The 21,063-nt window shown below is 67.3% G+C and carries 12 protein-coding genes and 1 tRNA gene; 2 read left to right on the top strand and 11 right to left on the bottom strand.

The window, feature by feature from the left end; all coding sequences use genetic code 11:
• Positions 1–20 precede the first annotated feature (20 nt).
• The 5 genes from aqpZ to ABDW61_RS12105 form a co-directional block, all read right to left on the bottom strand.
• On the bottom strand, positions 21–740 hold the full coding sequence (aqpZ, locus tag ABDW61_RS12125) for an aquaporin Z (RefSeq protein WP_343638937.1): 720 nt from the start codon (positions 738–740) through the stop codon (positions 21–23).
• An 88-nt stretch (positions 741–828) separates the two neighbouring features.
• Complete coding sequence (locus ABDW61_RS12120; protein ID WP_343638936.1) at positions 829–2,790, bottom strand: CHASE2 domain-containing protein; 1,962 nt, start codon at positions 2,788–2,790, stop codon at positions 829–831.
• The gene (locus ABDW61_RS12115; protein WP_343638935.1) at positions 2,790–4,445 is read right to left on the bottom strand and encodes a FecR domain-containing protein; all 1,656 of its coding nucleotides are present in this window, start codon (positions 4,443–4,445) and stop codon (positions 2,790–2,792) included. The genes ABDW61_RS12120 and ABDW61_RS12115 overlap by 1 nt, the downstream gene beginning before the upstream one ends.
• Complete coding sequence (locus ABDW61_RS12110; RefSeq protein ID WP_343638933.1) at positions 4,442–5,152, bottom strand: response regulator transcription factor; 711 nt, start codon at positions 5,150–5,152, stop codon at positions 4,442–4,444. The genes ABDW61_RS12115 and ABDW61_RS12110 overlap by 4 nt, the downstream gene beginning before the upstream one ends.
• A 189-nt stretch (positions 5,153–5,341) precedes the next feature.
• The gene (locus ABDW61_RS12105) at positions 5,342–6,793 is read right to left on the bottom strand and encodes a bifunctional diguanylate cyclase/phosphodiesterase (RefSeq protein ID WP_343638931.1); all 1,452 of its coding nucleotides are present in this window, start codon (positions 6,791–6,793) and stop codon (positions 5,342–5,344) included.
• Between the two features lie 316 nt (positions 6,794–7,109).
• On the opposite strand from ABDW61_RS12105, the gene ABDW61_RS12100 reads away from it, so the two are divergent.
• Both ABDW61_RS12100 and ABDW61_RS12095 read left to right on the top strand, forming a co-directional pair.
• On the top strand, positions 7,110–9,095 hold the full coding sequence (locus ABDW61_RS12100) for an OPT family oligopeptide transporter (protein ID WP_343638930.1): 1,986 nt from the start codon (positions 7,110–7,112) through the stop codon (positions 9,093–9,095).
• Positions 9,096–9,266: 171 nt separating this feature from the next.
• Positions 9,267–9,343: transfer RNA gene (locus ABDW61_RS12095), tRNA-Arg, on the top strand.
• A gap of 369 nt (positions 9,344–9,712) precedes the next feature.
• On the opposite strand, the gene ABDW61_RS12090 is transcribed toward ABDW61_RS12095, so the two are convergent.
• Genes ABDW61_RS12090 through ABDW61_RS12065 form a run of 6 tightly spaced genes read right to left on the bottom strand, consistent with a single transcriptional unit; the run spans position 9,713 to position 21,063 of the window.
• Positions 9,713–9,958, bottom strand: a complete 246-nt coding sequence (locus tag ABDW61_RS12090) for a MafI family immunity protein (RefSeq protein WP_343638929.1) — start codon at positions 9,956–9,958, stop codon at positions 9,713–9,715.
• A 26-nt stretch (positions 9,959–9,984) separates the two neighbouring features.
• Positions 9,985–14,010, bottom strand: a complete 4,026-nt coding sequence (locus ABDW61_RS12085; protein WP_343638928.1) for an RHS repeat-associated core domain-containing protein — start codon at positions 14,008–14,010, stop codon at positions 9,985–9,987.
• 55 nt (positions 14,011–14,065) lie between these two features.
• Entirely contained in the window at positions 14,066–14,467 is a 402-nt protein-coding gene (locus tag ABDW61_RS12080; RefSeq protein WP_343638927.1) for an SMI1/KNR4 family protein, read from the bottom strand.
• Positions 14,468–14,524: 57 nt separating this feature from the next.
• Positions 14,525–15,445 carry a hypothetical protein gene (locus tag ABDW61_RS12075; RefSeq protein ID WP_343638925.1) on the bottom strand — a complete coding sequence of 307 codons (921 nt, stop codon included), beginning with the start codon at positions 15,443–15,445 and terminating at the stop codon, positions 14,525–14,527.
• A gap of 3 nt (positions 15,446–15,448) precedes the next feature.
• Positions 15,449–19,516, bottom strand: a complete 4,068-nt coding sequence (locus ABDW61_RS12070) for an RHS repeat-associated core domain-containing protein (protein WP_343638924.1) — start codon at positions 19,514–19,516, stop codon at positions 15,449–15,451.
• On the bottom strand, positions 19,513–21,063 hold the full coding sequence (locus ABDW61_RS12065; RefSeq protein ID WP_343638923.1) for a hypothetical protein: 1,551 nt from the start codon (positions 21,061–21,063) through the stop codon (positions 19,513–19,515). The genes ABDW61_RS12070 and ABDW61_RS12065 overlap by 4 nt, the downstream gene beginning before the upstream one ends.

The following is a 21,063-nucleotide window of genomic DNA, read 5'->3' as shown; positions in this document are numbered from 1 at the left end:
GCGCCCGCGCGACACATTCGTCACCGCGCGTCCTCGGTGGCGGCCAGCGGCGGCGCGTCGAAGAGCACCCGTCCGGCCAGTGCGCCGATCACGGCGCCACCGATCGGCGCGAGCCAGAACAGCCAGAGCTGACCGAGCGCCCAGTCGCCGGCGAACAGCGCCACGCCGGCGCTGCGCGCGGGATTCACCGAGGTGTTGGTGACCGGGATGCTGATCAGGTGGATGAGCGTGAGCGCCATGCCGATGGCCAGCGGCGCGAAGCCGGGCGCGGCCTGGCGCGAGGTCGCGCCCAGGATCACCAGCAGGAAGCCGGCCGTGAGCACGGCCTCGGTCAGCGCCGCCGCCGCCATCGAGTAGCCGCCCGGCGAGTGCTCGCCATAACCGTTGGCCGCGAAGCCGCTGGCGGCCAGGTCGAAGCCGGGCTTGCCGGTGGCGATCAGCGCGAGCACGCCACCCGCGGCGATCGCGCCCAGCACCTGCACGGCGACGTAGGGCAGCAGGCGCGAGCCGGGAAAGCGTCCACCGGCCCACAGGCCGATCGACACCGCGGGATTGAAGTGGCCGCCCGACAGCGGCCCCACCGCATAGGCCATCGTCAGCACCGTCAGGCCGAAGGCCAGCGACACGCCGAGCAGGCCGATGCCCAGTTGCGGAAAGGCCGCGGCCAGCACGGCGCTGCCGCAACCGCCCAGAACGAGCCAGAACGTGCCGATGAACTCGGCGGCAAGAGCTTTCTTCATGAATCCCCCTCATTGCAAACCGGCGGCATGATCCGGCGCCGCCGCGCGCTTGGGGAGAGCCGTTGACCTTTGTTGACAATCGCCGGCGTCAGCCGCGCGGCAGGTCGATGAAGAACGCGTTGCCGGGCGCCGCGTGCTGCGCCTCGGCCGGCTCCGCAAGGCGCCATCCGGCCTGGCCGCCGTGATGCCGGGCGACCGCCTGCACGAAGGCCAGGCCCAGGCCGGTGCCGGGCGCGCCGCTGGCGCCGCGTTGGAAGCGCTCGAACAGGCGGGCCGCGACCTCCGCGGACAGCGGCGTGCCGCCATCGATCACCTCCAGCCGCCAGTCCCCGGCGCGGCCGGCGCCCGGCGCGCCGCTCGTCAAGCGGCACCGGACCGCGCCAGCGCCGCCGTGCTTGAGCGCGTTGTCGATCAGATTGGTCAGCGCGCGCACCAGCATCCCGTGATCGCCGCGGATCAGGCACTCCTGGGCGGGCGCCACGCTGTCGAGCCGCTGGCCCTGCCGCTGCGCCTGCGCCCAGCAGCCATCGACCGCTTCGACGAGCACGTCGCGCAGGTCCAGCGGCTCGTCGCGATAGCCCTGCGCGGACTCGGCCCGCGCCAGCTGCACGAAGCCATCGGCCAGTGCGAGCGCGCGCCGCATCTGCGCCTGGATCGCCGGCAGCGGCGCCGCCTGCGAGGCCTCGCCCTGCAGCTCGATCAGCGCCAGCGTCGCCGACAGCGGCGCGCGCAGGTCATGCGACAGGAAGTCCAGCGCCTCGCGCCGCTGCCGCTCCAGCGCGCGCACGTGCAGCGCCGCGGCGGAGAGCTCGGCCATGCGGCGGTCCAGCAGGTCGCCGCCGGAGCGGGCCGGGCGCGGACGTTCATGCGGGGGCAGTTGTTGCCGGATGCGGTCGAACTCGCGCGCGAGGTAGGCCAGCACCACGTCCAGCCGCCGCCAGGCCCACAGCGGATAGAGCAGCAGCAGACCGAGCAGCGCCGCGCCGGGCTGCCACTGCACGCCGGCCTGCAGCAGCGCCCAGGCCGCCAGCACGGTCAGCGGCAGCAGCGCGATGACGGTGGCCGCCGCCCAGCGCGGCCGCACGAAGCGCAAGGCGAGCACGGCCAGCGCGAGCGCCGCCAGCGTGAGCAGCGCCGCCTCGCCCGGCGACGCGTCGCGCAGCGAGCGCCCCGAGCGCAGCGCCGCCAGCACCTGGGCGGAGATCTCCACGCCCGGCATCAGCGTGTCCTGGCTCGCAACCGGCGCGGGATAGGCATCGGTCAGGCCCGGCGCCGTGGCCCCGACCAGCACGATGGCGCCGCGCAGCGCCTCGGGCGCGACGCGGCCTTCGACCACGTCGAGGTAGGACACGCGCCGCACATGCCCCGGCGGTCCGGCATAGGGAATGCGGAAGGCCTGCTCCCGGTGCCACCAGCCGGGACGTCCCGCAGGCGGCGCGGCCGGCGGCGCGGGCAGAGCCTCGCCCGCCGTGCGCAGCAGCGCCAGCGTGAAGTGGTCCCACAGCACGGCGCCAAAGCCCTCGCGCAGGAAGATCGTGCGCACGACGCCGTCGTCATCCAGTTCCAGATGCAGATGCCCCAGCGCCGCGGCCTGCGCGGCCAGCGCGGGCACTGGCAGCGACACCATCGCGTCGCCCGACTGCAGCGGTGCCATCCGCACCGGCAGCACCACGCGGCCATTGCGGCGCATCGCCGCGGCAAGCACCGCGTCGCCCGCCGGCTCGGGCTCGGAAAACATCAGGTCCAGGCCGATCGCGCGCGGCCCCGCGGCGCTGAGCGCGTCCAGCAGCCGCGCATGCGTCTCCCGCCGCCACGGCCAGCGGCCGAGCGCGGCCAGGCTCGCGTCGTCGATGCCGACGATGACGATGTCCGTCGGCGCCGCGCGGCCGCTCCAGGCCATCAAGCGATCGGCGATCAGCGCGTCGACGCGGCCCAGGCCATTGAGGCTGCCCAGCGCGCCCGCGACCGCGGCGAACAGCAGCAGCGCCAGGCCCGAGCGATGCGCGACGCCCAGGCGCCAGGCGCCGGTCCTGCCGCGCCAGCGGGCCATCAGCGCGCCGTCCGCACCGGACCGCCGTCCGACCGCACGGGCGCGCCATCGCCACTGCAGACGGAGGCCTCGGCCTCGATCACGCGCGGCGGCGAGAACGCGCTCCAGCGGCCGTTCGCGTCGGCCGCCCGCAGGCGCACCGCATAGGGCGTGCAGCCCGGCGGCAGCGACAGGCGCAGCTCGCCGACCTCGACAACCTCGTCCTGCACCACCGTGGCGAACGCCGTGTCCGTGCCGATCTGCACGCGATAGCGGTAGCCCGGCAACGCCTTCCAATGCAGGCGCTGGCCGTCGATGCCAATGTCGGCCGCCGCGGGCGCGGCCGGATACGGGACCACGACGAAGCGGCCCGGATCGCTGAAGGGACCGCGTTCGAGCCGGCCATCGGCCATCGCCGCCACCGAGGCGACGCGCCAATACAACTCGCCCGCCGGCAGCGCCGGGAGCGCGAAGTGGCAGCGATCGCGGGACTCGGCGCGCTGCAGCGGCGATTCGAAACCGGCGCTGGCCGAGACCTCGAGCCGATAGGCGGCCGCGCCGGGCACCGAGGTGCAATCAATGGTCACCGCATCGGGGGCGACGATCTCGTCCGGCCGGGGCGACTGCGCCAGCGGCGCCACCGGCCGCGTGCGCACCCACAACTCGCCGGCGCGCTCGGCGCCAAGCAGGCCATCGGCGTCGATGGCCCGCGCACGCAGCGGATAGCGGCCATCGTCGAGGCCCTCGACCACCAGCGGCAAAGGCCCTTCGCCCGACCACAGCACGCGGGTGAAGGCCGCGTCGTCGGCGACCTCCACGCGGTAGCGCGACGCGCCGGGCACCGCGGGCAAGGGGATCTCGCCGGGCATGCGCTCCAGCCGGATCGTGCCGCCGGGCAGCGCCGGCGCCGGCAGCAGCGGCTTGAGCAGCGGCGCGGCGCCGCGGCGCACCACCGCGCCCTGCCCCGCCGCGAGCGCGACGGCCTCGCCGGCGCGTTGCGCCTGGCCTTGCGCCTGCACCTCGACGCGGCCCTCCACCACGTCGGCGGTGGCAAGCGCGCCCGCCGCCGGCACGGTGACGCCGAAGCGCGTGCCGCGCACGCCGGCCGTCGCCAGCGGCGTCTTCACTTCGAAGCGCGAGCCGCCAGGCTGCGGCGCGACGGTCGCATCGACACGTCCGCCGTCGAGCTCGACCAGCGTGTTGCGGCGCTGGCCCACCGGCAGGTCGCGCAGGCGCAGCAGCTTCGAGCGGCTGTTGGCCTGCAGCTGCAGCAGCGAGCCGTCATGCAGCCGCAGGCTGACGAAGCCCTGCGCGCCGACCTCCAGCACCGCGCCCTCGGTCACCTCGTCACCGATGCGCAGCGCCTGGCCGCCGGCGCGCACGGGGCCGCGCACGTACTCGGCGCGAGCCGGGCGCGCCGTGCCCTTGAGCAGTGAGGCCGGCAGCATCAGCCGCTGCCCGGGCCGCAGCCGCGAGGGCTGCGCCAGCCGGTTCAGCTTCGCGACCTCGGGCCAGCGGCGCGGGTCCTCGAGCAGACGCCCGGCGACCGTGTACAGCGAATCGCCGTGCTGCACTTCATAGGGGAAGAGCTCCCCGGCCCGCGCGGCGCCGCCCCATCCGGCCAGCACCGGCAGGGCCGCCAGCGCGGCGGCCATCGCCATCGCCGAGCGCTTCATTCGCGTGTCTCCGCGGCGGACATGCCGGGTGCGATGACCTCGAGCCGATAGCCGTGGCCATACACCGCGCTGAGGCGGTAGCCCCGCTCGGGCCGCAGGCCCAGCTTGCTGCGCACCGCCGAGATGTGCGTGTCCAGCGTGCGGGTGGGCAGGTCCTCGCCGCGGCCCCACACGGTCTGCATCAGGTAGGCGCGGGACAAGACCTGGCCCAGTTGCCGGAACAGGCACAGCGCCAGGTCGAACTCGCGCTGCTTGAGCTCGATCGGCTCGCCCTCGAAGAAGGCCGTGCCGGTGGCCGGCTGCAGCAGGAAGCCGCCATGGCGCAGGCCCGCGTCGTCGCCGGGATAGCTGCGGCGCAGCAGTGCCAGCATGCGGGCCTTGAGCTCGGCGCCGCGCACCGGCTTGATCACGTAGTCGTCGGCGCCGGCGGTCAGCGCCTGCACCACGTCGCGCTCGTCGTCGCGATGCGTCACGAAGATCACCGGCGTGCGCACGCCATGCCGCGAGCGCAGCGTGCGCAGCACGTCCAGTCCCGGCATGTCGGGCAGCTCCCAGTCGACCAGCATCAGGTCGAAGGTGGCGCGCTGCAGCGCCTGCAGCAAGGCGCCGCCGGTGGCGAAGCGATGCCCCGTGTAACCGAGCGCTTCCACCGCCCGGGTCAGGACATCGAGCTGGTGGTGATCGTCGTCAAGAAGGGCGACTTGCATGGACGGGCGGACGCGGTTTTTGGATTGGCGCGCATTGTGTGCGCCACCGTCCCGCCCTGTCATAACCTGACCCCGTGGCCCCGTGCGGTACGTGGACGAAAACCCCGATGACGACGGCGATCCAACGCTTCAGGCCCGCTCACCCCCTTCACATGAGGGGGTCTGGCGCGCTCGCGCGGCGGCGCCGGTTCAGCTCCGCGCGTCCAGCGGCACTGCCGCCGTCTCCACGAAGATCGACGGCCGGAAGGCTTCGGGACCACCGCCCGCGCCGGGACGCGCATCGGAGGCCAGCACCTCGATCGCGCGCGCCGACATCGGCTTGGCGAACAGGTAGCCCTGCAGCTCATCGCAGCCCATGGCGACCAACTGGTCACGCTGGGCCACCGTCTCGACGCCCTCCGCCACCACCTTCATCTGCAGCGCGCGAGCCATCTCGACCACCGCCCGGACGATGGCCTGCGCCTCGACGCTGCCGGCGACATCGCCGACGAAGGCGCGGTCGATCTTCAACTCCTGCGCGGGCAACTGGCGCAGCGCCGCGAGGCTCGAGTAGCCGGTGCCGAAATCGTCGATCGACACATGCACGCCCAGCGCGCCCAGGCGCTTGAAGGCGCGTTCGGTGACGGAGGCGTGCTCCATGGCGACGGACTCGGTGATCTCGCAGGTGAAGCGCTCGGGGCGCAGGCGATGCAGCTTCAAGCCCTTTTCGAGCCTGGCGATGAAGTCGTCCGATCGCATCTGGTAGCCCGACACGTTGATGGCCACGCGCATGCGCAGGCCGAGCTCGCGCCAATGCGCCGCCTGGGCCAGCGCGGTGTCGGCGACCCAGTCGCCGATGGCGTCGATGAGCCCGTAGCGCTCGGCCACAGAGATGAAGCGCGCGGGGCTGACCATGCCCAGGGTCGGATGCCGCCAGCGCAGCAGCGCTTCGACGGACGTGACCTGCAGCGTGGCGGCATTGACCTTGGGCTGGTAGACGAGCTCGAGCTGCTGGCGCTTGATCGCCTCGCGCAGTTCGCGTGCCAGCGCCATTTCCTCGCGCATCACTTCTTCCTGCACCGCGTCGAAGAAGGCGTGTCCATTGCCGCCCAGGCGCTTGACCGAACGCATCGCGGTCTGGGCACGCCGGATCAGGCGGATCGAGCCGCCATGCTCCGGCGACATCGCCACGCCAACCGACAGGCCGGCCCGCAGCGCCGTCCCGCCGTTGACGACCGGCTCGCACAGTGTCTCCAGCGTCTGCTTCACCAGCCGGTCGGTCTGCGCCGCGGGAATCTCGCTCCAGACGGCGAACTCGTCGCCGCCCAGCCGCCCGATGAGCGCGCGCTCGCCGGCGAGCTGCCGCAGCCGGGCCGCGGTGTGGATCAGCAGTTGATCGCCGTTCTCCTTGCCATGCTCGTCGTTGACGAGGCGGAAGCCGTCCAGGCCGATGTAGAGCAGACACCCCTCGCCGCCACGGCGCGCGAGCGATTCGAGCGCGGCGGTGAAGTCGTCCTCGAAGCGGCGTGACAGCGGCAGGCCGGTCAGCGGGTCGCACTGGCGGCGGCGGCGCGCGCGCTTCCAGCGCTGCTGGACCGCCGAGAGCGGAAGCAGCGCCAGCGCCGCGCCCAACAGGACGCCGAGCAAGACCCACATCAACATCAGGAGGGCTCCGGAAGCCGCGAAAGAGGGTTCGATGCTAGGCGCTGAAGGCCGCCGCAGGGGCGCGCGACACCGGTTCACGGGGGGACGAGACGCGCAAAGGCGGCAAGTTCACACGCCGTGAGGACACCGCCCGGAGAAATGCGTAAGGGCGCACCGGCGAGCGCCCGTAGGGGGAAACCCCATCGCCCTCGTGGTGTCAGCACCGTGTCAGCCGGGGACAATGCGCGCTGTTTTTTTGTTTCAGAACTGCGCCTCCCGGTCACGAGCCGGGACCGGCGCGCCAACGGGTTGGCCCGGAAAGATCGAGCAGAGCATGGCGCTTCAGCATTTGACCGACGAACAGGTGCAGACCTGGACGCGCGCGCAGAAGGACGAGTGGTGGTTCAAGAACGTCTTCCGCGGCGACATGGCGCAGCTCTCGCTGCGTTCGGGCTTCACCGGCTTCATGCTGGGCGGCATCCTGGCGGCGACCTCGCTGTACATCGGCGGCAAGACCGGCATCAGCGTCGGGGTGGGCCTGACGTCGGTGATCCTGGCCTTCGCGATCTTCCGCATCTTCGCGACGCTGGGCTGGGCCCAGGACTACACGATCCTGGAGAACAACTGCACGCAGTCGATCGCGACGGCGGCGGGCTACGTGGTGTCGCCGCTGTTCTCGTCGCTGGCGGCGTACATGCTCTTCGTGGACCGCATCGTGCCGTGGTGGCAGATGACGATCTGGATGATCCTGATCGCGGTGCTGGGCGTGCTGGTGGCCTTCCCGATGAAGCGGCGCTTCATCAATGAGGACCAGCTGCCCTTCCCTGAGGGGCGCGCCTGCGGCGTGGTGCTGGACTCGCTCTACACCGGCGAGGGGGGCGAGGGCATCTACAAGGCCAAGCTGCTGGCCAAGGTGGCGGGCGGCGCGGCGCTGTACCAGGCAGTCATCAGCGACGGCTGGATGAAGCTGCTGCAGTTCAAGATCCTGCGCATGGACAAGTGGGCCGGCATGACCGAGCCCTGGACCTTCCACGAGCGGCTGGACCAGTACTACTACGGGCTGGCGGCCAAGGCCGAGATCTGGATCCCCAAGATCCTGGGCATCGACATCCGCGCGCTGGGTCTGCGGCTGACGCTGGACGTGGCGATGCTCGGCGTGGGCGGGCTGATGGGCATCGCGGTGGCGACGAGCTGCCTGCTGGGCGCCTTCGTGAACTTCGTGGTGCTGGCGCCGATCATGATCCAGGCGGGCGACATCGTTCAGCGCGTGAGCGCCACGGGCGCGCCGATCCCGATCTCGCGCGCGGAGATCGTCAACCAGTGGTCGATGTGGTGGGGCGTGGCGATGATGGTGGCGGGCTCGCTGACGACGCTGCTGGCCAAGCCGGACCTGTTCATCGCGGTGTTCAAGTCGCTGCGCCGCAAGCCGGGCGGCGCGGACGCGGGCAGCGACCTGCTCAAGCACATCGAGGTGCCGCTGTGGATCTCCTTCGTGGGGGTGCCGGTGCTGGGGGTGCTGTCGTCGTACGTGGCGCATGTGTTCTTCGGCGTGCCCTTCGTGATGGCGCTGATCTCGCTGCCGCTGATCTTCGTGCTGACGGTGATCTGCACGAATTCGATGGCGCTGACCTCGTGGACGCCGACCGGCGCGCTGTCCAAGATCACGCAGTTCACGATGGGCGCGATCGACCGGGCCAATCCGGCGTCCAATCTGATTCCGGCGGGCATGACCTCGGAGATCTCGTCCAACGCGGCCAACCTGCTGAGCGACATCAAGCCGGGCTACATGCTGGGCGGCAAGCCGCGGCACCAGGCGATCGGTCACGTGATCGGGGTGGTGGCGGGGGTGCTGTTCTGCGTGCCGCTGTTCTTCCTGCTGTTCGTGCCGAAGAACGCGGAGGGGGTGCGCAGCACCTCGACGATCATTTCGGAGCAGTTCTCGATGCCGGCGGCGGTGCAATGGCGCGGCGTGGCGGAGATCATCGCCAACGGGCTGCACAGCCTGCCGGCGTCGGCGCTGATCACGATGGCGGTGGCGGCGGTGTGCGCGGTGGGGATCGAGCTGATCAAGATGGCGACGAAGGGCAAGTTCCCGCTGTCGTCGGTGGCGATCGGTCTGGGCGTGGTGCTGCCGCCGGAGTCGACCTTCGCGATGTGGGTCGGGGCGATGATGTTCTTCGTGATGGCGAAGGTGCACAAGACGCCGGGCACGGCGGGCTGGAAGCGCTGGGTGGACGGGTGCGAGCCGGTGTGCGCGGGCCTGATCTCGGGCGCGGCGCTGATGGGTATCGGCAACGCGATCGTGAACGTGCTGATCTGAATTTCAGATCGTCGACAGTCGACCGGATGCTGGTCGAAATCGAACTGCCTGATCGGCGCTGTTGACGGCGCAACGCATGGCACAATTCGGGCCCTTCGGAGGCGTGGGAACGCGCTCCAAGGGCCCGAAGTTCATCTGGACGCACGGGCCCGTCGGTCTACCGACATCAGTCTGCCCGTAGCTCAACTGGATAGAGCAGCTGCCTTCTAAGCAGCAGGTCGGGGGTTCGAGTCCCTCCGGGCAGGCCACGTTGAAGTCAGCAGCCACGATACCGTTCAGCGACCACCAACGACGCGTCAGATCGTCACCGCCGATCGACAACGTCCGGGTTTCAGTCTGTCCCAACGTCCGCTGGTGGATTGCGTCGTTCGGCTGCCGCATCAAGAGCGGAACTGCTCGGTTGAAGCCGCATCATCTGCTCGATCGCCACTATCGGTGCTGGACGTTTATGCACCCCAGATTTCGTCATGACGTGCAACCCTTGAACGGATTAGTGCCAGCCTTTATGTGAGCCTCGGCAATCTTCTTGACTTCGGCGATTTGGGCCCGAAGATTTTTATTTTTCAAACCGATCTCGTTCAACATCAATTCCGAGACTGACGGCGCCCAAATGAAACTCAAGCTTGCCCGGTGGACTTGATCAATCTTTTGACTGCCGCCACGACGTTTGAGGAAAGCCTTGGCTGCATTGAAGCGTTAAATTCCATCAGATGCTCAAAATCGCCAGCGGAAAGCGGCACCGCCTCCTCCAGCAAATAGTCGCAAAGCGTTTCCAGCGCCAAGGGCTCTTCCCCGAAACGAACGTAATCCAACGCGAGATCGAGGAATCGTTCCGAAAGCCTGCCCTCGAAGCGCTGGCGCAAGGTGTTCCAGTTCCTGCCTGAATTCATTAATTTGCCAATGGAAGGTTTGGAATCGGTCCAGGATCCGGGAAGGCAGTGATGACTTCACCAGTTGCTGGTTTGATGACAGTACGGATCTGAACGCCATCGCGCGTTTCCCACGCGACCCATTTTGCTGGGTCGCCGGCATTCGTCAGTGCACCACCGCTGCCTGTCTGGGCATACCAAGTCGTATGAGGTGAAGTGACGATGTCGTCGACGTTCGAGATGATTTTGTCGGCGTCCCAGGATTGGGGATAAGTTGTCTTCCCTGGTTGGCCTGGCCAGAGGTGGCCGCCACTCCCTGGCCCATCGCCATAGAGAATATGTTGACGGGCTTTGGGACTGCAGCCGACGAGGCCGAGTGGATCGATCCATCCGAGCGCGTTGGGGGCAAACGTGTATAGGCGCTCTCCGGCGGCTTGCCTGAGAGGATCCACCGATATGAACGAACCGGCGACCGCATCGTAGTATCGGCAACGGTTGTAATGCAACCCGGTTTCATCGTCCTCGTACTGCCCCTGCAGTCGTATCGGATTGGCGATCTCATTGAGCAGCACGCGGGCCTGCCCCCACGCTTCATACCGTGCGGACCACACGACCTGCCCGTCGATCCGGATTAACCGCGTCGGACTCCCATTGGGATCGCTGTGATAGCGATAGCTGCCATCACCGTCGATCAGCGCCAGCGGCGCGAAACGGTGCGGGTAGTACAGGTACTCGCGTTGCGCCGCCCTTTGAGACGCATGACCCGCCCACTCGGCCAGCAACGCATTCCCATCCCAGCCAAACCAGGTGTCACTGCCCCCGGTACGCTTGAAAATGCGCCGCCCCAGCGGGTCATAACCGTAGAAAGTCTCCGTGTCCGCTTGGCCTTCATCGAAGGTCGACCTCGCACGACTCCGCACCAACCGCTGATTCGCATCCCACTCCAGCGCCAGCGTCTTGGGCTCCTCGGTGTCGCCGAGCTGGCGCTCATCGCGCCGCTCCACCAAGTTGCCCGCCGCATCGAAGCGGTAATGCACGCCTTCGCACCAGCCTTCGCGACGCCAAGGTCCGTCGCCTTGCTTCACGCCGGTGGTCAACCGATCCCCCGCCGGATCCTGGAAGAACTTCTTGAGCTTCCCCTGCGGGTCGATGTGCTCGACGACCTGTCCCAGCGGGTCATAGCGGAACTGATCGAGCCCGTACTGGCTGTCCTTGCGATGCGTGAGATTGCCCGCTGAGTCATAGGCGTACTGCGTGCTGAACAGCCACTCGGCTTCCCGCCGGACGCCTTGCCCCTTGAGCCGGCCTTCAGCGTCGTACTGATACTGCCGCTCAAGACCCGGGGCGAGCACCTCCTTGACCACCTGCCCCGCCTCATCACGCTCGATCGTGATCGGCGATTCGTCGTTGATGCGGATGGACGTCGGCTGTCCGAGCGCGTCGTACTCGTAGGCGATGGTGTTGCCGAGGCTGGTCTCGCGACGGATGCGGCGGCCCAGGACATCGAATCCGTTCTTGATGACGAAGTCGCCCTGCTTCTCCTCGAGCAGACGCCCTTCTGCGTCGAGCGTGCGCTTCACCGTCACGTGCTCGTTGGCACAGCCGATGAGATTGCCGTTGGCGTCGAAGTCGAAGGTCTCCTCGAACTGCCGCGACGCGTCGAAGGGATGCTCGAAGCGCTTGCGCCGGATGCGGCCGAGCTTGTCGGTCGTGAAGTCAATGGCTCGCCCCAGCGGGTCGATGCTCTGCTTCAGATGGCCGCTGACATCGAACACATACCGCGTCGCCTGGCCCCAGTAGTCGACCTCCTCGACCACGCGCCCCATGGCATCGCGCCGCAGCTCATACGTTTCGCCCCGCTGATTGCTCACGCCGATGAGCCGCTCTTCGGTGTCGTAGTGGTACTCGACGACGTGGCCATCGGGCTGATGGCGCTTGGCGATCAGTCCCTGTCCGAAGTACTCGAAGCGCGTGCGTGCGCCGTTCTCGTCCTCGTGGTGGGTCAGGTTGTCCTGCGCGTCGTAGACACAGCGGATGCGCCCGCCTGCCGGCAGGTTCGCCTCGACGAGCCGGCACTTCCGGTCGTAGCGAAACCGAGTGGTCCGGCCGAGAGGATCGGACTGACGGACCACGTTCCCCAGCAGGTCTCGCTCAAGCCGCGTCACCTGCCCCAGCGCGTTCCTCACGCTGGTCAGATAGCCATCGGTGTCGTACCCCAGACGCGTCGTGGCCTTGAGCGCATCGGTCACGCTTAGCAGCAAGCCATCCGCGCTGTACTCGTAAACGGTCGCCGCCCCGAGCGGACTGGTCTTTTCGACAAGCAGCCCGCAGTCATCCCATCGCTGACGCCAGCTCGCACCGTTGGGATCGGTGATCGCCACGGGCTTGTTGCGCGCATCCACTTCTACCGACATCGCGCTGCCATCGGGCCGCGTCAGCTTCAGCAGATTCCCGCGCTCGTCATACACGTACTCCGTGCGCCGGTTCGCCGCATCCACGACCGCCGTCGTGCGTCCGACCTCGTCGTACTCGAAGATCGTGCGACCGCCCAGCGGGTCGATCTCCAGGATCGGCAGCCCGTTCTCATCGCATTGCACGGTCGACACATGCCCCAGCGAGTCGGTGATGCGCACCTCGCGGATCGCGGGCCAGTACGCGAACTGGTAGTCGTAGAGCCCGCCGTCGCCCCACGCGTGCACGACCTGCCACTCCCCGTCGCCGCTCTTGTCGTACTCGTAATGGAACGACAGCCCCGTCCGGTTGGTGTGCCGCACCATGTGCCGGCCGTCGTACGTGAACCGGTACGGATTCCCCAGCTCATCGCTCGCCGCCACCAGGCAGCCTTGCGCGTCGTGCTCGTAGCTCACGAAGGTGTGGCTGAACTCCGCCTCCGGCACGTACAGCGACAGCGACCGGATGAAGCGGCCCGCGTACTCCACCAGCAAATGCCGTCCGCCCGACTCGCGGATCGCGCTCAGCCGCCCTTCCACCCATTCGTACTGCAGCCAGTTGCCGCACAGGTCGCTCACGCGCTCCAGCGGCACTTCCCTCACCTGCTCTTGCGTGAGGATCTCCCGCTTCTTGGGGAAGTGATAGATCAGATCGCCCTTGGTCCGCACGCGCCATTCGTCGCCGTGGTCGCTGAGCAGCGCCCCATCCATCAGCTCCAGCACCGCGGCCGCATCGCCCTGCGCACTGGGCAGCTCGGGAAACAGCGCCGGCCCTTCATCCGGATGCAGGAACACCACGCTGCCATCGGCCGCGTCGATCTCCAGCCGCGCGTCGGCCGGGCTCTCCCAGCCCACGCCGCACGCCCCCGCCCGCTCGCGTCCCGACGCGTAACTCCGCACCCAGTCCACCGGAATGCGCCACGGCAGGCTGAAGTCGCTCTGCTCGACGCTGACCTCCCCGGTCAGGATGTTCACCGGCTCCGCGCGCAGCACCTTGCACTTGAGGAACCCCGGGTCCATGTTCTTGAACAGCTTCTGCCGGAACTTCTTGAACCTCGCCCCCAGCGCCTTGCCCAGCCGCGACTTGGCCAGCTTGCCCAGCCCCGCGAACAGCCCGCGCGCGGCCATGCCCGCCATCGAGATCGTCGGCGCCCCGCCCACCTTCACCGTGTTGGGAATCGCCAGGTTGAAGCTGGTGGGCAGCAGGCTGGGCGGCTTGAGCTTTTTCTTCTTCAGCCGCATCGGGCTGGGCATCCCGGCCACCTGGCAGCCCAGCACCGGCAGCGCCTGGTACGACAGCGGGTCGCCGTCGGCCACCACCGTGGCGCTGCCCATGAACAGCTCGTCGTCCTTCTCCGGAATCATCGGCGCGAAGGGGAAACCCGGCGGGATGTGCACCACGATCGCCGACGTGCCCGCCGTCGCCCGCTTCATGCCCATCACCTTCACCGTCGCGCCGATGAAGGGGACGTAGTCGAAGGGATCGAACACCACCGACAGATGCGGCGTGGGCAGCGGGATCGGGCCGGCCGGCGTGGTGCACAGGTGGATGTCCAGGCCCAGTTGCGGATCGCCGTGCTTGGCGGAGAGGCTCATGCGGCGGGTCCTTGGGTGCTCGATGGAATTACGCAGATCAGGTTCGGCATGACGGTCAGTTCAACGCGTCGATCCACTCTTGCAACGTCGCGGCCTCTTGCCGGAAGCCGGCTACGTCCAGATCGCCCAAACCAGAACTGAAGATCGCGGAGTCCTCATCGCCAAGACGCATCAAATACCCCTTGCCACCGCTGTCATCGCCAATCAGCAGGTAACCCTGGCTGTACTCGCTGATCTCAAAAGTCTGATTGCGCTCGGCGAGATCGCCAGTCCCATAAAGATGGACGCCGCCGGGCGTGAGGAATCCATTACTGAGTTTCAGGAGCTGCCGCAGAGCACCAGGCAGAGCAGACCAGCTTCCTTGTGTAACTGCATGCTGCAGTTCAGCATCGCTTGCCGGCGCCCTCTGCGCATGCAGCCGCTGGATATTTGAAATCATTGTCTGCACGAGCGCCACCTTCTGGAATATCCACTCAAAGAATTACCGCAGGCGGCGACTGCGGCGCTTCGCGTTTCAAGCAAACCTGATCTCAAGCCTCTCATACCCGCGCTCCTCCATGGCCCGCTTCAAGTCGCCTTTGAACGGGCTTTTGCAGTTGCGGAACGAGATACTTCGCAAGCCAGCGCATTCGAGCAGCGCCTCGGGATGCTCGATTTTTCCGGAATTCAATACTTCCAATTCAACAAGACCAGGCAAATCCTTGAAGATGCGGCAATCGACCGGTGCTTTGACGCCGTTCAGAACAACCGTCTTCAAAGCCAAGAGACGGGAAATATTCGCGACGGGAAATGCCTTGCCCGAATTATTGATGGACAGTACCTCAAGCCGACCGGAGATGCTCTCGAATATGTTGTGATCTGCCACTCCGGTCAACTCAAGATGGACCAGCCCCTGGAACGTTTCCAGCGCAGCAAGAACCTCGCACTGCTTATCGATCTGGCAGTGAAGAAATTCAAGGCCTGGAACGCGAAATGGCTCAATCCCCATTCGGGCCCAATTAGCCGAAACGGTATCTCCGCCACGAAACATCAGACCGCGCAAGTCTTTCAATACAAGTTCATCAGGCCAGCGCGGAGAATCCGCCGGAATAAAGCGAGCGTCCATGTCAATGACCAGCGTTCTCAACAGTGGAGGCAGCTGTTCGAGCCGCAAGCCGTTCAGGAAAGGCGCAGGCATGGCGAGTAGCCAAGCCTCTGGCAATTGAGAGACAAATTCTGGAAGCACGGGTTTTCGCGCCTGTGCAGGAGTGGGCAACAGATAGATCAGTCGCACATCCTGCAACTGCGAAGCGTCGGGGACCTTACCCCAAGCAAAACGAGTTGAATTCTCGCCAAGAAAATCGCATTCGTCTCGACCACCTACACCGACAACGCCAGGTGCGAGAGGATCCAAGAACCGCTGCCTGCTTTGATTGAAATACGATTTAGTGCTCATCTTCTATTTGCAAGTTGTTCGCCGAGCGGAAGCCTTTACCCCGTGCTCGTTAATCAATCCCAACGTGTGGGCCACCTTTTTTGGATCTTGAATAGGTGCGTCGTTCAGCATGGTAAAACCTCGCGCAACCTGCTTATCATATTCTCGCTTTTCAAAGTGGCGCAAGATGTTATTCCGATCACTACCGAGCGGAGCAGTCCCCATCCTGACGCGCACATATTGGACTTTCGTACCCTCGCGGCTCAACAGATCCTGGGCGATCTTGTGATCGGTGCCGGATATGCGCTTTGACATACCGCGAGCACCATAACCTGCACTCCCAACGTAGGATTCACTTCCGTTGGTAATAATGTAGATCCCGGGCTCATTCGGCAACGACGGCGGCGCCTTGACCAGCCCGAGAGGATCGGCCCAGCTGAAAATGTTCGGCGCCAAAGCGTAGGCGTTTTCTCCGCCGCGTAGCCCAATAGGATCCTGGGAGACGAATCCACCGCAGTGCGGATCAAAATATCGATATCGGTTGTAATGCAGTCCGGTATCGCCGTCGTCATACTGTCCCTGCAAACGCAGTGGATTGACGACCTCGTTGACGAAGACCTGAGCCCGCCCATGCACGTCGTGGCGGGCGGACCACACGACTCGCCCGTCAACGCAAGTCAGGCGTGTCGGACATCCGTTCGGATCGTTGTGGTATCGGTAGCTGCTTTCTCCATCAACGAGCGCCACCGGCACGAAGCTATCGGGGAGATACACGTACTCGCGCCGAATCGCGTTCTGCAACGCACCATCGGTCGCTTCTGACACCAGCGCGTCCCCGTCCCACCCAAACTGGATCGAGCCGCTGTCGGAATGCTTGAGGACTCGTCGCCCCAGCGGGTCATAGCCATAGACAGCATCCGCCTCCGACTGACTCGCGCCGAAGGTCGGCCGCAACGAGCGCCGCACCAGTCGGTGATTCGCGTCCCATTCCAACGCAAGCGTCATCGGCACCTCGGCGTCGCCGAGTTCGCGCTCATCGCGCCGCTCCACCAGATTGCCTGCAGCGTCGAAGCGGTAATGCACGCCCTCGCACCAGCCTTCGCGGCGCCAAGGTCCTTCGCCTAGCTTGACCCCGGTGGTCAATCGATCCCCGGCCGGATCTTGGAAGAACTTCTTCAGTCGGCCCTGCGGATCGATGTGCTCGACGACCTGTCCGAGCGGGTCATAGCGGTACTGGTCGAGGCCGTACTGGCTGTCCTTGCGATGCGTGAGATTGCCCGCCACGTCGTAGGCGTACTGGTTGATGAACAGCCACTCGGCATCGCGACGAGTCCCCTGCCCCGTGAGGCGGCCTTCAGCGTCGTATTGATACTGTCGTTCCAGGCCAGGTGCGAGCACCTCCTTGACGACTTGTCCCGCCTCGTCGCGCTCGATCGTGATGGGCGGCTCGTCGTTGATCTGGATGGCCGTTGGCTGCCCGAGCGCGTCGTACTCGTAGGCGATGGTGTTGCCTGAGGTCGTCTCACGACGGATTCGACGCCCCAGGGCATCAAACGAGTTCCTGATCACGAAGTCGCCTTGCTTCTCCTCGAGCAGTCGTCCTTCGAGGTCTAACGTGCGCCGCACCGTCGCGTGCTCATTCGCGCAGCCGGTGAGATTGCCGTTCGCGTCGAAGTCGAAGGTCTCTTCGAACTGCCGACCCGCATCGAAGGGATGCTGGAAGCGCTTACGCCGGATTCGGCCGAGCTTGTCGGTCGTGAAGTCAATGGCTCGCCCCAGCGGGTCGATGCTCTGCTTCAGATGGCCGGTGAGATCGAAGACGTATCGCGTGGCCTGGCCCCAATAGTCGACCTCTTCGACGACGCGCCCCAGCGCATCTCGCCGCAGCTCATACGTCTCCCCGCGCTGGTTGCTCACGCCGATGAGCTGCTCTTCGGTGTCGTAGTGGTACTCCACCACGTACCCATCGGGTTGATGTCGCTTGGTAACCAACCCCTGGCCGAAGTACTCGAAGCTCGTGCGAGCACCGTTCTCATCTTCGTGGTGAGTCAGGTTGTCCTGCGCGTCGTAGGCAAAACGAACGCGTCCGCCCGCTGGCAAATTCGTCTCGATGAGGCGACTCTTTCGGTCATAGCGGTAGCGGACCGCGCGGCCGAGCGGATCAGACCGGCCGAGCACGTTACCCAGCAAATCTCGCTCGAGCCGCGTCACCTGCCCCAGCGCATTCCTCACGCTGGTCAGATAGCCGTCGGTGTTGTAGCCAAGACGCGTCGTGGCCTTCAGTGCATCGGTCATGCTCAGAAGCAGACCGTCGTCGCTGTACTCGTAAATCGTGACCGCACCCAGCGGACTGGTCTGCTCGACGAGCAAACCTCGTTCGTCCCAGCGCTGATGCCAATTGGCTCCGACCGCATCAGTGACGGCTACCGGCCGCCCTCCAGCGTCCACCTCCACCGACATCGAGCTGCCGTCCGCCCACTTGACCCTCAGAAGGCTGCCGCGCTCGTCGTAGGCAAACTCCGTGCGCCGATTCGCCGCATCCACGACCGCCGTCGTGCGTCCGACCTCGTCGTACTCGAAGATCGTGCGACCGCCCAGCGGGTCGATCTCCAGGATCGGCAGCCCGTTCTCATCGCATTGCACGGTCGACACATGCCCCAGCGAGTCGGTGATGCGCACCTCGCGGATCGCGGGCCAGTACGCGAACTGGTAGTCGTAGAGCCCGCCGTCGCCCCACGCGTGCACGACCTGCCACTCCCCGTCGCCGCTCTTGTCGTACTCGTAATGGAACGACAGCCCCGTCCGGTTGGTGTGCCGCACCATGTGCCGGCCGTCGTACGTGAACCGGTACGGATTCCCCAGCTCATCGCTCGCCGCCACCAGGCAGCCTTGCGCGTCGTGCTCGTAGCTCACGAAGGTGTGGCTGAACTCCGCCTCCGGCACGTACAGCGACAGCGACCGGATGAAGCGGCCCGCGTACTCCACCAGCAAATGCCGTCCGCCCGACTCGCGGATCGCGCTCAGCCGCCCTTCCACCCATTCGTACTGCAGCCAGTTGCCGCACAGGTCGCTCACGCGCTCCAGCGGCACTTCCCTCACCTGCTCTTGCGTGAGGATCTCCCGCTTCTTGGGGAAGTGATAGATCAGATCGCCCTTGGTCCGCACGCGCCATTCGTCGCCGTGGTCGCTGAGCAGCGCCCCATCCATCAGCTCCAGCACCGCGGCCGCATCGCCCTGCGCACTGGGCAGCTCGGGAAACAGCGCCGGCCCTTCATCCGGATGCAGGAACACCACGCTGCCATCGGCCGCGTCGATCTCCAGCCGCGCGTCGGCCGGGCTCTCCCAGCCCACGCCGCACGCCCCCGCCCGCTCGCGTCCCGACGCGTAACTCCGCACCCAGTCCACCGGAATGCGCCACGGCAGGCTGAAGTCGCTCTGCTCGACGCTGACCTCCCCGGTCAGGATGTTCACCGGCTCCGCGCGCAGCACCTTGCACTTGAGGAACCCCGGGTCCATGTTCTTGAACAGCTTCTGCCGGAACTTCTTGAACCTCGCCCCCAGCGCCTTGCCCAGCCGCGACTTGGCCAGCTTGCCCAGCCCCGCGAACAGCCCGCGCGCGGCCATGCCCGCCATCGAGATCGTCGGCGCCCCGCCCACCTTCACCGTGTTGGGAATCGCCAGGTTGAAGCTGGTGGGCAGCAGGCTGGGCGGCTTGAGCTTTTTCTTCTTCAGCCGCATCGGGCTGGGCATCCCGGCCACCTGGCAGCCCAGCACCGGCAGCGCCTGGTACGACAGCGGGTCGCCGTCGGCCACCACCGTGGCGCTGCCCATGAACAGCTCGTCGTCCTTCTCCGGAATCATCGGCGCGAAGGGGAAACCCGGCGGGATGTGCACCACGATCGCCGACGTGCCCGCCGTCGCCCGCTTCATGCCCATCACCTTCACCGTCGCGCCGATGAAGGGGACGTAGTCGAAGGGATCGAACACCACCGACAGATGCGGCGTGGGCAGCGGGATCGGGCCGGCCGGCGTGGTGCACAGGTGGATGTCCAGGCCCAGTTGCGGATCGCCGTGCTTGGCGGAGAGGCTCATGCGGCCGCCTCTTCGGCCTTCGCTTCGGCCTTCGCCGGCGCCGCCGTGATGGCCCCCGGCATCGCCACCGGCCACGACGGCCCGAACAGCCCCTGCGACTGCGTGTACAGCTCGACGAACGCCGCCTCGCCCGCCGCCGCTTCGCGGTCGGCGCGCTCCTGCGCCTGCTGCTGCAGCGCCTCGCCTTCATCGAAGTGCTGCAGCTCGACCCGCCGCAGCTCGGCCACCTCGCTCGATGCCTCCAGCGCCGCGGCCTGCTGATCCAGCAGCGCGCGCCGGCGCGCCTGCTCGCGATCGAACTCATGCCGGATCGCCTCGATGCGGCCCGCGCGCTCGGGCTCGATGAGCCGCAGCATCTCGAAGCAATGCAGCGGCAGCGTCGTCATCGGCCGCGACGTCGCCCGCAGCCGCTCGCCCACGTCCAGCGCGGGCCGGCCGAACTCGAGCGCAGCCCGCGTGTCACCGGCTCGCGCCAGGCAGAAGGTCCCCATGCGCAGCGCTTCGATGCGCAGCAGCGGATTCGGCAGTTCGGCCGCGAGCCGCTCGGCGGCCTCGTAGCACGGCGCCGCCTCGCGCGGCTGGCCCGCCGCGAGCAGCGCCGCCGCCTCGCCGAACCATGACTGCAGCACCAGCTGACCGCCCGCCGGATGGCCGGCGGCGCGCGCGGTCTCCGCCGACGTGCGCGCGTGGCGATAGTGATTGACGGCCTCGTCGCAGCGGCGCTCCTTGAGCATCACGCCGGCCGTGAGCAGCCGCACCGCCACCTCCTGATCGGGCCAGCCCTGCTGGCGCGCGAAGGCCAGCGCATCGCGCGCCTTCAGCAGGACCTGCTCCGCCGAGCCCTTCTCCGCCAACGCGAACAAGCCCGTCAGCAGGTTGCGGAACACCCCGCCCGGCCCCACGGCCGGCTCCTGCGCGAAGGTCTCCTGCGCCACCGACCACGCATCCAGCGCCAGCGCCTGCACCAGCACCTCGGGACGATCCGCCGCCGCCAGCCGCTCCAGCCGCGGCACCTCGACGAAGTCCGGCACCAGGAGCCGCACGCCCTCGGGCACGCCGGCCTGGAGCGCGCGCTCGACCCACGCGGCCCAGGCCTCGTCGTCATGCACCACCGACGGCGACAGCACCGCCACCAGATGCCCGAACACCGCGTGATGCCCCGCCAGCGAGCCCAGCGCCCGCACGAACGCAGCCGCCGTGTCCGGCGCCTCGTCCGGCTCGAAGCGCCAGTCCGGCGTCTGGCCCGCGCGGCGCAACTCGTCGTGGCTCGCCGCGTACTGGCCCGCCAGCGCCTCCTTCAGCGCCCGCGAATACGCGATCGCCTGCTCGAATGGCGCCTCGAAGACGATGAAGGTGTCGCCGCTGGTGCCGCTCGCCGCCTGACCCTCGGGGTCCTCGTGCCGCTGCATCTCGAAGAAGCAGTCGAGCAGCCGCCTGCCGCTGTCCGGCGCCTGCCACAGCAGCAGGCGCTTGTCAGGCAGGTCGATGAACGCCTGCCAGTGCTGCAGCAGCTCGGCAAGCCGGCGCTGCACCGGGTTGATGGCCAT

The organism is Roseateles sp., assembly GCF_039595595.1.
GTDB lineage: Bacteria > Pseudomonadota > Gammaproteobacteria > Burkholderiales > Burkholderiaceae_C > Roseateles.
This window is presented reverse-complemented; position numbering and strand designations above follow the sequence as displayed.